The organism is Hydrogenophaga sp. L310 (genome assembly GCF_055703065.1).
This window is the reverse complement of record NZ_JBVPZA010000031.1, coordinates 1-15,817: the sequence shown is the minus strand read 5'-3', so window position 1 is coordinate 15,817 and position 15,817 is coordinate 1. Positions and strand designations below refer to the sequence as shown.

Below are 15,817 nucleotides of genomic sequence, written 5' to 3'. Positions count from 1 at the left end.
GCGGGTACTTCTGGGCGTCGATCTCAAGGTCCTGCTTGCCCTCGCGGCCCAGCGCCACGATCAACTCGCTCGGGCTGCCCTTGAGTTGCTCAAACACCGCCTCACAGCGGAACCCCGCATCGGCCAGCACCTGCTTGGCGTCATCGCCCAGGGTGGCCTTCACCGCCGCCAGCAACACGGGCAGGCGGTCGTTGTCGGCAGCGTTGTTGCTGAGTTCAGCCGCCACCACGATCTGCGCGGTCTCGTCCACCGCGGTGTGCGCGTTGTAGCTGTAGTCATAGCCACCACCGGCGCGCTTCATGATGCGGCTGTCCGTGTCGGTGAAGCTCTCCTGGGCGCTGTCTTTGGGAACACCGAAGTCGCGCTTGTAGCGCCCGCCCTTGGGTTTTCCATTCTTGTCCCGAGGTTTGCGCTGGTCGTCCTGGCTGCGCCCACGGGCCGCATCAGCTTGCCTCTGGCGTTGCTCCAGCCGCAGCTTGGCCGCCGTGATCGCGGCCAGCCGGTCGGCCCGGCGCTTGATCTCGCTGGGGATGTCGATGTCGGGCTCGTTCTTCTCCAGATCGTCGGCCGCCTTCGCTCGGTTGAGCAGCCCGTCGATCTGCGCCTTGAGTTCGGCCTCGGCCTTGAGCATGCGCTCGTAGCTCATGGCCTTGTGACGGCTCGCATTGGCCTTGAGCTTGGTGCCGTCCACCGCCACGGTGCCCAGTTTGACCAGGCCGCACTCGCGCGCCAGGCGAACGACCTGCACGAACAAGGCCGAGAGTTCTTGCAGGTGCAGTGCCCGAAAGTCCGACAGCGTGCGGTGCGCCGGGTAGTTCTCTGCCGCCAGCACACGCAGTGCCACGTCTTCGTGCAGTTTGGCCGCCAGCTTGCGCGAGCTGAAGGTACCCGTGGCGTAGCCATAGATCAAGACCTTGACCATCATGGCCGGGTGAAACGGTTGATTGCGCGGACCGCCCTTGGCGTACCGGGCGTGAAACGCGCTCAGGTCCAGGCTGTCGACGCTGTCACTGATGAAGTACGCCAGGTGCCCTTCGGGCAGCCAGTCTTGCAGTGCGTCGGGCAGCAGTCGCTGCTGTTGGGGTTCGTAGGGGAGGTAACTTGCGGCCATGCCCACAATTTACCAAGCCTTCGAAACCTCATGGCGCTTCTGCCGCGCAGCCTCCTAGCTTCTGGGCCCGGGGGCGGCACCCATTTCTCGTAATCGTTGGCGGTCTTCCTTTGCATAGCCAAGCCCGGCCAGGATGGTTTCGGTGTCCTGGGCAAAGCCAGGGGGGCGCACGCCCGGAGCGCCCGGGGTTCCGAGCAGCCTCATGGGAGATCGCAGGCCGGTGTAGTTCCCGCGGCGAACGACGATGTCGCGGTGTTCGCAGTGCGCATGCGCCAGAGCCTGCGGCACCGAATTCACCGCGCCGGCCGGCACGCCCGAGCGCATCAGCGTTTCGCACAAGGACTCGCAAGCCCGGTCCTGGATGGCCGCTTCAATCACGGCCTTCAACGCCGCGCGGTTGGCCACGCGCTGGCTGTTGGAGGCAAAGCGCTCGTCCTCCAGCAGCTGGTCCAGTCCCAGGCAGACGCCCAGGCGACGGAACTGCGCGTCGTTCAGGATGCCGATGAACAGCTCCCCGTCCTGCGCCCTGAACTTGTCGTAGGGCGCGATGTTCGGGTGTGCACTGCCCAGCAGCCGCGGCGAGTCCTTCGACGCGAACCAGTTGGACGCGTGCGGCAGCAGCAGGCTGAGCGCGGTGTCGTACAGGGTGGCCTCCAGCCGCTGCCCTTTTCCGCTGGCCTGGCGCGCCACCAGCGCCATGAGGATGCCGGTCAGGGCCACGTAGCCGGTGAGGTGGTCCACGATCGGCATGCCCACCCGCGTGGTGCCGCTGCACTCGTCGCCGTTGATGCTCATCAGGCCGCACAGGGCCTGCAGCACGGCGTCGTAACCCGGCAGCCCGCCGAGCGGACCGTCGTTGCCGAAGCCGGTGATGCTGCAGTGGATGAGGCGGGGGTAGCGGGCCGCCAGCGTCTGCTCAAAGCCCAGCCCCCAGCGCTCCAGGGTGCCCGGCAGGAAGTTTTCGACCAGCACATCCGCGTCGGCCAGCAGGCGGTGGAGCACTTCCTGCGCCTCCGGCTTTGACAAATCCAGGCTGATGGCCTGTTTGCCCCGGTTGAGCGCGAGGAAATACGCCGCGTTGCCGTCGCCGTCGAACGGCGGCCCGAGGCCCCGGGTCTCGTCGCCCGAAGGCGGCTCGACCTTGATCACCTGGGCACCGTGATCCGCCAGCATCTGGGTGCACAGCGGTCCCGCCAGCACCCGCGTGAGGTCAATCACCTTCACGCCTTTCAGTGCGCCACTGGCGGTTGTGGTCATGGCATTCAGCCTTTGGAAGGCAGGATGACGATGCCGCTGCCCACCACCGACAGCTCGTCGTTCTGGTTGCGGGCTTCCTGCTCGATTTCGACCATGTGCTGGCCGTTCTCGATGAACTTGCGCTTGACCTTGGCCTTGATGAACAGCATGTCGCCTTCGGGGTTGTGGCGGCGGATCTTGCAGCTGGCCTTGTGCAGGAAGCCGGCATCACCGATCCAGTTGGTGAGCTGGTGGGTGAGCCAAGAGGTGCGCTCCGGACCGTAGTCGTAGGCACCGGGTGCGCCCACTTCGAGGGCGAAGTCTTCTTCCCAGTGCACACGCTCCGGGCAGTCGGGGATGCCGAAGCGGTTCTTGATGCCGACGCCCGGGTGCTGGTCGATGAGCTTCCAGGCCAGCTTGTTGGCGCGGATGTACAGACCGCCCCAACCCTGGGCGTAGGCGATGAAACCGGTGACCGTCATCGGGCCCTTGAACATCACGGGCAGGGCTTCGCCTTCCTTGACATCTTCCCAGTAGCGCGGCGTGGCACCGCGGATTTCTTCGTCGCGGTACAGCTGGTAGGCCTCGCCCAGCTCTTCATCGGTGTAACGGCGCGGCGCGCTCGACCGGGCCTCGGTGTACTTGGTGCCCTGCTCGCGGGCGTGGTCGCGCTCGGTGCGGAAGCACCAGCTGTCGGCCTCGGCCACCTTGTCACCGGACTGGTTGAAGAAGTCCACGTGGTAGGTCTGCTGCACGGCGCGGCCGGCGAAGCGGGTCTGGTGTTCAACCAGGCTCTTGAGATGGGCCTCGGTGTGGATCTCGTCGTTGCGGTGCACCGGCTTGTGCCAGGTCCAGTCGGCGCCCGACCACATGGCGTGCACGCCCGGCAGACCACCGACGTAGCCCGAGACGATGCGGCTGGTCGAAAACAGGAAGCTGGGCAGCGCCACGATGCCGCCGTATGGGCTCTTGGCCGCGTAGTCGGGGTCGCACCAGAGCGGGTTGTCGTCGCCGATGCCGTGGGCGTAATGGCGGATGTTGTCGCGCGTGGCCTCATGGCACCAGGGTTCGACGGTGTGGCCGATCTTGACGCCGATGCGCTCGCGCAATTCGTCGAGGCCGCTTTCGGTGATCTTGGGAAACTGGCGGGGTTCGGTACTGGACATGTTGTCTCCTGGGGTGGTTGGGTGAATGGGTGAACGAATGGGGTTGGGAATCAGGCCGCCGTCGCAACTGCGGCGGCGAGTTCCTGCTCGCGCAGCTTCTTGCGGTGCACTTTTCCGGCGGGGGTCTTGGGCAGCTCGGGCACGACGGCCACGTGGCGCGGGTATTCGTGCTGGCTCAGCTTGTGGCGGACCAGGTCCTGGATCTCTTCGGTGAAGGCCTCGGACTCGGGCCGGGCGCTCACGACAAAAGCCTTGACCACCTGTCCGCGCACGGCGTCGGGCACGCCGATGGCGGCCGCCTCCAGCACATCGGGGTGCATGAGGATCACGTTCTCGATCTCGACCGCGCTCATGGTCCAGCCGGCCGAGATGATCACGTCATCGGCCCGGCCACCGTGGTGGAAATAGCCCGCGCTGTCGATGCGACCCAGGTCCTTGGTGGGAATCCACTGGCCACGGCGCTGGACCATCAATTGCCCGGTGGTGCCGACGGGACACAGCTGGCCGTCGGCGTCGTGCACCTCGACCCGCGTGCCCGGGACGGGCTTGCCCAGGGAGCCCCGCTGGACCCGGAAATCCGGCGCACCGGGATAGCTGGCCAGCACCACGCCGATTTCGGTGGTGCCGTACATGCTGCAGACCTCCAGGCCGAAGGTCTGGTGCACAAAGTTCGCGGTCTCGTCGTCGATGGGCTCACCGGTGAACGACAGCTTCTCGAAGGCGTAGCTGTAGCGGTCGGCGACGCCGCTGTTCTTCATCATGCGGTAGTGCGTGGCCGCGGCCGACATGTTCGTGAAGCGGTGTTCCGAGAGCGCCTGCAGCAGCCGCTCGGGCCTGAAGCGCCCGCTGTAGGCACCGACCGTCAGGCCCAGGGCCAGCGGTGCCAGCGTTCCGTGCCACAGCCCGTGACCCCAGGCGGGTGACGAAGGGCAGAAGAAGCGGTCACCCGGGCGCAGACCGGTGCCGTACAGCGCCGCCACCATCAGGGTGACCAGGGCGCGGTGCGAATGCTTGACGGCGTCGGGCAGTTCGCGGGTGGTGCCCGAGGTGTACTGGAACACCGCCAGGTCGTCGGCCCGCGTCTTCACTTCGAAAGTCGATGGCAGGTGCTGGATGGACGACAGGAAGTCGGCGTTGAAGACCAGCACACCAGCATCGCCAACGATGGACCTGGCCACCTCTTGCTTCTCGTCGTTCGTGACCAGCAGCGCCGGCTGGCAGTCGTTGACACGCAGCCGGATGCCGTCGGGACCGAACAGCGTGAACAGCGGCACCGCGATCGCGCCGCTCTTGATGACGCCGAACATGGCGACGTAGAAAGCCCGCGAGGGCTCCAGCATGATCGCCACGCGCTGGCCGGGCTGAATGCCCTGCGACACCAGGTGGTGCGCGAAGCGCGAGGAATCCGCGGCCAGTTCTTCGAAGGTGATGACCTCGTCGGGACCTTCGGCGTGCACCACGATCAGCGCCTCGCGGCCCGAATCGGCGTACCGGTCCACGCACTCGTGCGCCATGTTCAGGTGTTCGCGATTGCCATCAAACAGCTCCCACAACCTGTCGCTGGAGAAGTGGGCCTGGGCGTCGGCGTAGCTGGTGTAGTCGGTCAGTTTTTTCATGATGTGTGTCGTTCGTCTGGTGTGGATGAATTCTTGTCGTGTTTTCTGCTTTTGTAAAATGGCACATTGTTTTGTATATAGACAATTATGAAAAAGACAAAAAATGGACGAAGAGAGACACCGTCAACGACGGACTTCATCAGGGATCAAACCGCATCAGATGGGAAGAAAATCGAACCGGGCGGATTCGTAAGAAGCGCGAAGGACGAGGGGCATGGGCGTGGAGCCCCAGGCATCTGGCGCGTCCGCTTCAACGTGGCCGAGGGCCACGAAAGCTCACCGGGCGGGTGCGGGCCGCAGCACTTTCATGATGGCGCGGGCTGCGAGCACGGGGCGGTCATCGACCTGCACCAGCCCCTCCATGAAGACCAGGCTGCTGGTGCGCGCCGTGATGTTCGCCCGGGCCTGGGCAAACTGCCCTGCCCGGACCTCGGCCATAAAGTGCGTGTCAAGCTGCACGGTCACGCACGGCATGCGGTCGCACGCCTCCCAGGCGACCGTGCTCAGCACGTGATCGATCAACGTGGTCAAGGCGCCACCGTGTACCACCCTGGCGGGATTCAGATGCTGGTCTTCGGCAAGCAGGCCATACACCCAGCCGGCCCCCTCTCGGCAGGTCCACAAGGGTCCGGCATGCCCCATGAAACCACCCAGTTGGCGGGGCTTCCAGCCTTGCGCCCGCAAGCGATCAAGCAGTTCCGGATTCAGCATGTGACCCTCTTCATGACGGCGTGGAACGGTGTGATCGCAGCGCGATCAGGAGTGCTCTAAGGCAATGAAATTGTACTGAAGCAAATTCTTCAATACGAATCTGGCCAGCGAAGAACCCGTTCCGGGTGGACTTTTCAGCGCCAGCGCGTTCGCCATTCCGCATAAATCCGGCCGGCCAGAGCCTCGCTGCCGCTCTGGTGGCGCTCAGTCCCCTCGGCGATGGCCTCAGCGCCCTGCACACTGCCCGGGTGCAGCAGCAACGCTGCCGGATATGCTTCGCCGGGGTGCGCCATCCAGTCGCTGATCTTCTGCGGCGTGATCTCGACGTGGAACTGCATCGCGAGGTGCTGCCGCAGGGCAAAGGCCTGGTGGGCGCAGGCCGGCGAACTGGCGATCAGCTCGGCACCCGACGGCAGTTCGACAAAGCTGTCGTGGTGCCACTGGCAGGCCGTGGCCTCGGCTTCATCGCCCAGCCAGGCGCGGGCGGTCTCGCTGCCGTTGTGGCGCATCGGCAGCCAGCCGATCTCGGGTTGCGCCAGTGTCTGCACCCGCCCGCCAAACGCGCGCGCGATGAGCTGGCCACCCAGGCAGTGGCCGATGACGGGAATGCCCAGCGCGTCGGCTTCACGGATCAGCGCTTCGGCCAGGCGCAGCGAAGGGCGGTCATCGTTGGCGCTCCAGGCGCCGCCCAGCACAGCCAGCCCCTTGAAGCCCATCACCGACGCCGGATAGGCGTCGCCGGCTTCGGTGCAGCGCACCTGCCAGCGCACACCCTGTTCGTCGAGCCATTGGCCGAGGTAGCCCGGGCCGTCGTCGTTCAGGTGCTGCAGCACCAGCACCTCGGTGCCATCGTTCGGAGAAACATGCATGCGCCCATGATGGGCACCCGCTGCGGCCGGTGCGGGTCCATTTGGCGCGGTGCGACCGGGGCCTCTCCGGTGCTGCCGCGGTGCCCCATCCCCGTGCGACGCGTGTGACGCCCCGGCTCAGGGGTATGCATGTCCTCACCAACCCGATGCTGCAGTGCAAGACATGGCGCCTGCGCGACTGTGGCCCGGGTCAACCCCTAGCAACGCCCACAAACAAGGCAGCTATAAACAGCGCACACCGTCGGGTAGACGTGTCTCAAAGCCTGCTGCAGCGGCCGGGACGACAAAGGCATCCGACCTCACAGGAGAACCGCGTGCAACTGCTGCAACTGCTCATCAGCGGTGTGGCCCAGGGCTGTATCTACGGACTCATCGCCCTGGGGTTCGTGCTGATCTACAAGGCCACCGAAACGGTGAGCTTTGCCCAGGGCGACCTGATGATGGTGGGCGCCTTCGGCGGTCTGCTCACCATGACGCTGCTGGGCTTTCCGTTCTGGCTGTCGGTGCCGGCGGCGGTGATCGGCATGGGCGCTTTCGGCGTGGCGCTGGAACGCCTGGTGATCCGGCCCATCCTCGGCCAGCCCGCTTTTTCCATCGTGATGCTGACCATCGGCGTGGGCTATGTGCTGCGCGGCGTGATCACCATGATCCCCAACATCGGCACCGACACGCACACACTGCCGGTGCCGTATGCGGGTGAAGTGCTGCGCCTGGGCACGCTGGTGGTATCGGCCGAACAGATCGTCGTCATTGCCGTCACCGGCCTGCTGTGCGCCGGGCTGTTCGCCATGTTCCGTTATTCCAGGCTGGGCCTCGCCATGCAGGCCGCATCGCAAAACCAGCTGGCGGCCTACTACATGGGCATCCCGGTCAAACGGCTCAACGGCCTGGTCTGGGGTCTGGCCGCTGGCGTGGCGGCCTTCGCCGGCCTGCTGCTCGCCCCCATCACCTTCGTGCACGCCAACATGGGCTTCATCGGCCTGAAGGCCTTTCCGGCGGCGGTGGTGGGCGGTTTCGGCAGCCTGCCCGGCGCCATCGTCGGCGGGCTGATCATCGGCATCGTCGAGTCGCTCTCGGGCTTCTACCTGCCCGAAGGATTCAAGGACATCGCGCCCTACATCGTGGTGCTGATCATGCTGGTGCTGAAACCCAACGGCCTGTTCGGTGAAACGCTCCGAAAAAAGGTCTGAACAGATGCGTTTCATTTTCAAGACCGACTACAACCAGGACATCCGGCTCGCCAAACACGGCGGGCATGTGTTCTGGTACGGCCTGCTGGGCCTGTTCCTGCTGATGGCGCCCTGGGTGATCGAAGAGTACTGGCTGGCGCAGCTCACCTTCGTGCTGATCTACGCCGTGGTGGGTCTGGGGCTGATGCTGCTGGCGGGCTTCACCGGCCTGTTCTCGCTCGGCCACGCGGCCTTTCTCGGCGTCGGCGCCTACACCGAGACGGTGATGGTCAACGCCGGCGTGCCCTTCCCGATCGCCATGGCCTGCGCGGGCCTGCTGGCCGCGGCGGTGGGCATGGTGGTGGGCTTGCCGGCGCTGCGCGTCAAGGGCATCTACCTCGGCATGGCCACGCTGGCATTCGGCTTCATCGTCGAAGAAGGCATGGCACGCTGGGAAAGCGTGACGGGCGGCAACTCGGGCCTGTCGGTGATGCCGCCCTCGATGTTCGGCTGGGAGCTGGATTCCACCAACGAGTTCTACTTTCTCTGCCTCGTGGTCACGGTGCTCGCCACGCTGGCCATCGTCAACCTCATGCGATCCTCCACCGGCCGCGCGTTTGTGGCGATCCGCGATTCGGAGATCTCGGCGCAGAGCATGGGCATCCACCTCGCGCGCTACAAGACCCTCTCCTTCGCCCTGTCGGCGGCGCTGGCCGGCATCGGCGGGGCACTTTATGCGCACAAGATCCAGTTCCTCTCGCCCGAACAGTTCAGCATCATCCAGTCGATCGACCTGCTGCTGATGGTGGTGATCGGCGGTCTGGGCTCGATCCACGGCGCCTTCCTCGGTGCGATCTTCCTCATCGTCATGCCGCAGCTCATCGCTCTCGGCAAGGACTACCTGCCCGACGCCATCGGCCAGGCCGCCGGCCTGCAGGGCACCGTGTATGGCCTGGTGCTGATCGCCTTCGTGCTGTTCGAGCCCATGGGCCTGTACGGGCGCTGGCTCAAGGTGCGCGCCTACATCCAGCTGTTCCCGTTCTACCGGCGCGGCATGTTCAAGCGCCAGAAGACCTTCCAGAAATCGGACAGACTGAAATGACCGACGACATCCTTCTCTCGGCCCAGAACCTCAGCGTGCGCTTCGGCGGCGTGCTGGCGGTGAACAACGTGAGCTTCGATGTGAAGCGCGGCGAGGTGTTCACGCTGATCGGCCCCAACGGCGCTGGCAAGACGACGGTGTTCAACCTGATCAGCCGCATCTACACGCCCACCACCGGCAGCATCGACTACGCCGGCCCGGACGGCATGCTCAAACTCACCGAGCAGCCCCCGCACCGCATCGCGGGCCTGGGCATCGCGCGCACCTTCCAGAACATCGAGCTGTTCGAACACGCCACGGTGCTGCAGAACCTGCTGATCGGGCGCCACACCCACCGCAAGACCGGCCTGTGGAGCGAGATCCTCTTCACCGGCAAGACCCGCGCCGCCGAAATCGAGGCGCGCGCAAAGGTCGAGCAGGTGATCGACTTCCTGAACCTGCAGCACCACCGCGAATCGCTGATCGCCGGCCTGCCCTACGGCGTGCGCAAGGTGGTGGAGCTGGCGCGCGCGCTGTGCACCGAACCGAAGCTGCTGCTGCTCGACGAGCCGTCCTCCGGGCTGAACGTGGAGGAGACCGAGGACATGGCGTTCTGGATCGCCGACATCAAGAACGATCTGGGCATCACGGTGCTGATGGTCGAACACGACATGTCGCTGGTGTCCAAGGTCTCGGATCGGGTGCTCGCCATGAGCATGGGCGAAGAGCTGGTCACCGGCACGCCGGCCGAGGTGCAGGACCACCCCGGCGTGATCGAGGCCTACCTCGGCACGGTGGACGACGTGTCCAGCCTGCGGCGGGAAAACCATGTGGGGACGACAGCATGAGAACCGCCGGGCCGCCCCAAGGTTCGCAAGCCCCCCTGGGGGGCAGCGCAGTACGCGCAGCGACAAGCGGGGGGGGTCTATGACCGCGCCCGTGACCGACAACGCGGTGCTCAAGCTGCTCAACGTCGAGAGCGCCTACGGCCCGATCAAGGCGATCCGCGGCGTGAGCCTGCAGGTGCGGCGCAGCGAGATCGCCACCGTGCTGGGCAGCAACGGCGCGGGCAAGACCACCATCCTCAAGACCATCAGCGGCATCATCGACCCGCGCAAGGGCAGCATCGAGTTCAAGGGCGAGAACATCACGGCCCAGGACCCGGCCCACATCGTGCAGCAGGGCCTGAGCCATGTGCCCGAAGGGCGCGAGGTGTTCCCGCTGCTCTCGGTGCGCGACAACCTGCTCATGGGCGCCTACACCCGCCAGGACCGCGACGGCGTGGCGCGCGACATGGAACTGGTGTTCGGGTATTTCCCCATCCTGCGCGAGCGCGCGTTGCAGGACGCGGGCCTGCTCTCGGGCGGCCAGCAGCAGATGCTGGCCATCAGCCGCGCCCTGATGGCCAACCCCGACCTGATCCTGCTCGACGAACCGAGCCTGGGCCTGAGCCCGAAGCTCACCAAAGAGATCTTCGAGATCGTCGTGCGCATCAACCGCGAGCGCGGCACCACCATCCTGCTGGTGGAGCAGAACGCCAACATGGCGCTCAACGCGTCGGACTACGGCTACGTGCTGGAGAACGGCCGCATCGTGATGGAAGACACCTGCGCCCACCTGCGCGAGAAGGACGACATCAAGGAGTTCTACCTCGGCATGAAAGAGGCGGGCGTGCGGGCCGACCGGCGCTGGAAGAAAAAGAAGAACTGGAGATGACTTTGGAACACCCCCGCAGCGCTTCGCGCTACCCCCTCAAGGGGGCAACGCGGTGCGGCCCGGCAAAGCCGGTTCCGCCGCGTTCTGAGTTCGTGCACTTCGCTCCGGAGAAAAGTTGACATGAGCTACCTCTGGGATCTGTCCCACATCCAGCCTCAGACCGAGGTCGTGCTGTCCGGCGACACCATCCCCGCGATGTTCTGGAACGCGGTGCAGAAACGCGGCCCCACCGTCTGGATGCGGCAGAAAGAGTTCGGCATCTGGCGCAGCTGGACCTGGAACCAGACGGCGGAAGCGGTGCGCGAGATCGCCCACGGCCTGATGGCGCTGGGCTTTGCGCCCCACGAGACCGCGTCCGTGCTCTCCAACACCACCGTGGAATGGGTGCTGGCCGATCTGGCGGTGCTCAGCGCGGGCGGCGTGTCCAACGGCATCTACCCCACCGACGCGGCCGAGCAGGTGCAGTTCCTCTGCGAGGACTCGGGCACCACCGTGCTGTTCGTGGAAGACGACGAACAGCTCGACAAGGCACTGGAGGTGCGCCAGCACCTGCCGCGGCTGAAGAAGATTGTGGTCTTCGACATGGAAGGCCTGCACGAGCTGGACGATCCGCAGGTCATCGGCCTCGACGCCCTGCGCGAGCTGGGTCGCGCGCATGCGCAGACCCACGCTGGCGAGATGGAGGCCCGTGTGGCCGCCTGCCGGCCGCAAGACCTGGCCATCCTGGTCTACACCTCGGGCACCACCGGCAAGCCCAAGGGTGCGATGCACAGCCACCAGGGTCTGGTCTACACCGTGCACGGCTACAACACGCTGATCGCACGCGACGAGCACGACGAGTGCATGTGTTTCCTGCCGCTGTGCCACATCGCCGAGCGCATGGGTGGCGAATACTTTTCGCTCTACACCGGCGCGAAACTCAACTTCGTCGAAAACCCCGAGACCGTGCCGGAGAACGTGCGCGAGATCGCGCCCACGGTGTTCACCGCGGTACCGCGCGTGTGGGAGAAGTTCTATTCGGGCGTGATGATCACGCTCAAGGAGGCCAGCCGGCTGCAGCAGGCCGCGTACGCCTGGGCCATCGGCGTCGGCCAGCGCGTGGCCGACCGGGTGATGGCCGGGCAACCGGTGCCCGGCAGCCTGCGCCTGCAGTTCCAGCTGGCGCGCCTGCTGGTGCTGGACAACGTGCGCAAGCTCATCGGCATCCACCGCGCGCGCTTCCTCGTCACGGGCGCTGCACCCATTTCGCCCGACCTGGTGCGCTGGTACCTGGCGCTGGGCGTGCCCATGCTGGAGGTCTGGGGCATGACCGAGACCTGCGGCGCTTCCACCGGCATCCCGGCGGACCGCATCAAGCCCGGCTCGATCGGCCCGGCAGCCAGCTACAACGAGGTGCGGCTGGACCCGCAGACCAGCGAGATCCTGGTGCGTGGCCCCAACGTGTTCATGGGCTACCTGAACCTGCCCGAGAAAACCGCCGAGACCATCGACAAAGACGGCTGGCTGCACACCGGCGACGTGGGCACGGTCGACGAGGAAGGGTTTTTCCGCATCACCGACCGCATGAAAGACATCATCATCACCGCAGGGGGCAAGAACATCACGCCCAGCGAGCTGGAGAACGAACTGAAGTTCTCGCCCTACGTGACCGATGCGGTGGTGATCGGTGACCAGCGGGCCTACCTCACCGTGATCATCATGATCGACCAGGAGAACGTGGAGAAGTATGCGCAAGACAACGACGTGCCGTTTTCCAACTACGCCAGCCTCACCCGCGCGCCCGAGGTGCAGGCGCTGATCCAGGCCGAGATCGACCGCGTCAACAAGAAGTTTGCCCGCGTGGAACAGATCAAGAAGTTTTTCCTGCTCGATACCCAGCTCAGCGCCGAAGACGAAGAGCTGACCCCGACCATGAAGCTCAAACGCAAGCTGGTGCAACAGAAATACGCGGACCAGATCGACGCCATGTACAGCTGACACCCGGCCACCGACCCCTCACCACCCCGACCACCCCAAGGAGACAAGCCCATGAAAACCCGAATTCCCCTGCTCGGCACCGCCTTGGTGCTGGCCTCCAGCGCCGTGTTCGCCCAGTCGCAGGGCGTGAGCAAGGACGAAATCGTGCTGGGCTCGATCCAGGACCTGTCGGGCCCCATCGCCGGGTTCGGCAAGCAGGTGCGCCTGGGCATGATGCTGCGCGTGGACGAAGTCAACGAGCAGGGCGGCGTCAACGGCCGCAAGATCCGGCTGCTGGTGGAAGACTCCGCCTACGACCCGCGCCGCGCCGTGCTGGCCGCGCAGAAGCTGGTCAACCAGGACAAGATCTTCGCCATGGTCGGCCACATCGGGACCGCGCAGAACATGGCCGCCATGCCGGTGCAGTTCCAGAAGAACGTGATCAACTTCTTCCCGGTCACCGCCGCGCGCGAGATGTATGAGCCTTTCCACAAGCTCAAGTACAGCTTCGCCGCCACCTACTACGACCAGATGAAGATCGCCGTGCCCAAGCTGGTGAAGGACAAGGGCGCCAAGAAGGTCTGCACCATGTACCAGGACGACGAGTTCGGCCTCGAAGTCAAGCGCGGCGCCGAAGAAGGCCTGAAGTCCATCGGCATGACGCTGGCCGTGGAAACCTCGTACAAGCGCGGCGCCACCGACTTCGCCTCGCAGATGCAGAAGCTGGCCTCCGAACAGTGCGACATGGTCGTGCTCGGCACCATCATCCGCGAGACCATCGGCGGCATCGCCACCGCCAAGCGCCTGGGCTTCAACCCCACCTTCATCGGCTCCAGCGCGGCCTACACCGACCTGATCCACAAGCTCGGCGGCCCGGCCATGAACGGCCTGTACGCCACCATGACGGTGCAGAACCCCTACACCGACGAAGCCTCGCAACCGATCCGCTTCTGGGCCAACAAGTACAAGACCAAGTTCAACGAAGACCCGACCGTGTTCTCCGTCTATGGCTACAGCCTGGTCGACACCTTCCTGAAGGCCGCCGGCAAGGCCGGCCCCAGCCTGACCACCGACAGCTTCATCAAGGCCATGGACACCATGAAGGTGCCGCCCGACATCTTCGGCAGCGCCGAGATGACCTTCAGCCCCACCAAGCGCCTGGGCAGCAACGCCACGCGCCTGTCGCAGCTGCAGGAGAACCGCTGGAAAGTGGTCTCGGAATACATGCACATCTCGCAGTAAACCGCTCAACAGATCCCACGCCGCCTGCGTTGTCAGGTCATGCGTGACAGCCGCCACGCCCCGTGCGTGAGCGGCTTTTTTTCTGCCCACGAACCACCCCATCCATGAGCATCAACGCGACCACCGCCGGCCTGCTCGCCGACGCCCTGCTCACGCTGCACGTGGGCGTGGTGCTGTTCGTGGTCGCCTTGTTGCCGCTGGTGCTCGTCGGCGGCGCGCTGGGCTGGCGCTGGGTGCACCACCGCGGCCTGCGTTTCACGCACCTGGGGCTGATCGTGTACATCGCCGCCCAGACCTGGCTCGGCCAGCTCTGCCCGCTGACCGTGTGGGAGCAGGACCTGCGGCGCCTGGCCGGACAGGGCGGCTACCGCGAGGGCTTCATCGAACACTGGCTATCGCGCCTGCTGTATTGGGACGCGCCCTGGTGGGTGTTTGAGGCGGCTTACACCGGGTTTGCGGTGTTGGTAGCGGTGGCTTGGTGGCGGGTGCGGCCGCGGGGATAGAAACCAGGAAAAAAACGCACGTTCAGCGGTGATCAGAGGGTTCACCAAGTGCTCGATCACCTGCGTTTATCCTTTGCACCAGCATTCCCCGTCAATTTTGTCGAACAACATCAGAGCACATTGCTTTTGCCGATATTGCAGCGAGAGCAGAGCGTTTTGAGATTTTCCAGCACCGTAGCTCCTCCGGCACTCCAAGGTTCATCGTGGTCAACGTGAAGCACTGTGCCAGGAGTGGTAGCTGGACTTCTGCCACAGCGGCAACAAGTAAATCTATCGCGGAGCAGGACCTTAAAACGGAGGCGCAAGGAAGGATCCCGCGCAGTGCGACTCTTGGGTCCGTCGGCCACATTTGGGAGAGCGATCATTGTGTCCGCAGAATTTGCCCATTCGACGAACGCTTCAAGCGCCCGAGTCCATGATCTAAACCGTCGCTGGTAAGGTGACTGCGAAACCACTGAAGGAGCAAACGCCAATTCAGCGCGTCTAGGGATGATGTTCAAAACCGGAGCGGTGAAGGGCGTTGAGCGCATGGATCTCGCGACATGAAACCGCCGTGCCCGTTTCGATCAGTTTCCACCGTTCAAAGGTCGATTTACCGGCCTTTCGGGGCCTCATCGAGGCCCATGGGCGCGTTGCAGGCGCACTCATCCCTGCGCCTTCTGCAAAAGCCGGTGCCGCGCCATCCACAAGTTGGAAAGTGCGAACAGCGTGTGCAGTTGCGCCGTGTTCTTGACCAATCCGCGGTAGCGCACCTTCACAAACCCGAACTGGCGCTTGATCACCCGAAACGGGTGCTCCACCTTGGCCCGGATGCTGGCCTTCACATGTTCGAGCTTGTCCATGATCGCGCCCATGGGCGTGCTCTTGTCCAACGCTTTGCGTTTGCCCGGGCGCATGGCCACGTGCCAGTTGGCATTGATCGCCTGCGTCTCCTCGCGCTTGGCCACACCCTGGTAGCCTGCGTCAGCGAACACATCGCTCTCTTCACCATGCACCAGCGCGCCGGCCTGCGTCACATCGTTGACGTTGGCCGCTGTGCCCACCACCGTGTGCACCAGTCCCGAATCGGCATCCACGCCAATGTGCGCCTTCATGCCGAAGTGCCATTGGTTTCCCTTCTTCGTTTGGTGCATCTCAGGATCACGCTCGCCGCTGCTGTTCTTGGTCGAGCTGGGTGCTGCGATCAGCGTGGCGTCGATGGCTGTGCCGTTCTTGAGCAGCAGCCCTTTGGCGGCCAGCGTGCTGTTGACGGTGGCCAGTATCTGCAGGCTGAGTTGGTGCTCTTCGAGCAGGTGGCGAAAGCGCAGGATGCTCACGCGATCCGGAATGCGCTCGCTGCCCGAGAGACCAGCGAATTCACGGTACAGCGGCGTCTCGAACAGGGCTTCTTCCATGGCCAGGTCCGACAGGCCGAACCACTGCTGCAAAAAATGAATGCGCA

General features: G+C 64.9%; 15 protein-coding genes. 7 read left to right on the top strand and 8 right to left on the bottom strand.

Features of this window, described 5'->3' with window-relative positions:
• The 6 genes from AC0GNO_RS23460 to AC0GNO_RS23435 form a co-directional block, all read right to left on the bottom strand.
• The coding region (locus tag AC0GNO_RS23460) for an IS1182 family transposase (protein ID WP_472905722.1) at window positions 1–1,111 on the bottom strand (1,111 nt) is incomplete at its 3' end.
• 54 nt (window positions 1,112–1,165) lie between these two features.
• Window positions 1,166–2,368, bottom strand: coding sequence for a CaiB/BaiF CoA transferase family protein (locus tag AC0GNO_RS23455; protein WP_472905721.1), 1,203 nt, complete (start codon window positions 2,366–2,368; stop codon window positions 1,166–1,168).
• A gap of 5 nt (window positions 2,369–2,373) precedes the next feature.
• Window positions 2,374–3,513: an FAS1-like dehydratase domain-containing protein gene (locus AC0GNO_RS23450; RefSeq protein WP_472905720.1), complete on the bottom strand. Its 1,140-nt coding sequence runs from the start codon at window positions 3,511–3,513 to the stop codon at window positions 2,374–2,376.
• A gap of 50 nt (window positions 3,514–3,563) precedes the next feature.
• Window positions 3,564–5,129 (bottom strand): acyl-CoA synthetase, encoded by a 1,566-nt coding sequence (locus tag AC0GNO_RS23445; protein WP_472905719.1) that lies wholly within the window; start codon window positions 5,127–5,129, stop codon window positions 3,564–3,566.
• Window positions 5,130–5,405: 276 nt separating this feature from the next.
• Window positions 5,406–5,840 carry a PaaI family thioesterase gene (locus AC0GNO_RS23440; protein ID WP_472905718.1) on the bottom strand — a complete coding sequence of 145 codons (435 nt, stop codon included), beginning with the start codon at window positions 5,838–5,840 and terminating at the stop codon, window positions 5,406–5,408.
• A 134-nt stretch (window positions 5,841–5,974) separates the two neighbouring features.
• Entirely contained in the window at window positions 5,975–6,709 is a 735-nt protein-coding gene (locus AC0GNO_RS23435; protein WP_472905717.1) for a type 1 glutamine amidotransferase, read from the bottom strand.
• Between the two features lie 314 nt (window positions 6,710–7,023).
• On the opposite strand from AC0GNO_RS23435, the gene AC0GNO_RS23430 reads away from it, so the two are divergent.
• From AC0GNO_RS23430 to AC0GNO_RS23400, 7 genes are all read left to right on the top strand, one after another.
• Window positions 7,024–7,899, top strand: coding sequence for a branched-chain amino acid ABC transporter permease (locus AC0GNO_RS23430; RefSeq protein WP_472905716.1), 876 nt, complete (start codon window positions 7,024–7,026; stop codon window positions 7,897–7,899).
• 4 nt (window positions 7,900–7,903) lie between these two features.
• Window positions 7,904–8,980 (top strand): branched-chain amino acid ABC transporter permease, encoded by a 1,077-nt coding sequence (locus tag AC0GNO_RS23425; RefSeq protein WP_472905715.1) that lies wholly within the window; start codon window positions 7,904–7,906, stop codon window positions 8,978–8,980.
• Entirely contained in the window at window positions 8,977–9,807 is an 831-nt protein-coding gene (locus AC0GNO_RS23420) for an ABC transporter ATP-binding protein (RefSeq protein WP_472886955.1), read from the top strand. The genes AC0GNO_RS23425 and AC0GNO_RS23420 overlap by 4 nt, the downstream gene beginning before the upstream one ends.
• 79 nt (window positions 9,808–9,886) lie before the next feature.
• Window positions 9,887–10,675 carry an ABC transporter ATP-binding protein gene (locus AC0GNO_RS23415; RefSeq protein WP_472886954.1) on the top strand — a complete coding sequence of 263 codons (789 nt, stop codon included), beginning with the start codon at window positions 9,887–9,889 and terminating at the stop codon, window positions 10,673–10,675.
• A gap of 120 nt (window positions 10,676–10,795) precedes the next feature.
• Entirely contained in the window at window positions 10,796–12,652 is a 1,857-nt protein-coding gene (locus AC0GNO_RS23410; RefSeq protein ID WP_472905714.1) for an AMP-dependent synthetase/ligase, read from the top strand.
• A gap of 51 nt (window positions 12,653–12,703) precedes the next feature.
• Window positions 12,704–13,873, top strand: coding sequence for an ABC transporter substrate-binding protein (locus AC0GNO_RS23405; RefSeq protein WP_472886952.1), 1,170 nt, complete (start codon window positions 12,704–12,706; stop codon window positions 13,871–13,873).
• Between the two features lie 104 nt (window positions 13,874–13,977).
• The gene (locus AC0GNO_RS23400; RefSeq protein ID WP_472905713.1) at window positions 13,978–14,376 is read left to right on the top strand and encodes a DUF2784 domain-containing protein; all 399 of its coding nucleotides are present in this window, start codon (window positions 13,978–13,980) and stop codon (window positions 14,374–14,376) included.
• Between the two features lie 110 nt (window positions 14,377–14,486).
• Here AC0GNO_RS23400 and AC0GNO_RS23395 read toward each other — a convergent pair whose 3' ends face one another.
• On the bottom strand, window positions 14,487–14,741 hold the full coding sequence (locus tag AC0GNO_RS23395) for an HNH endonuclease (protein ID WP_472905723.1): 255 nt from the start codon (window positions 14,739–14,741) through the stop codon (window positions 14,487–14,489).
• Window positions 14,742–15,020: 279 nt separating this feature from the next.
• Window positions 15,021–15,817: IS5 family transposase (locus tag AC0GNO_RS23390; RefSeq protein WP_472904386.1), on the bottom strand; the 797-nt coding region annotated here is incomplete at its 5' end.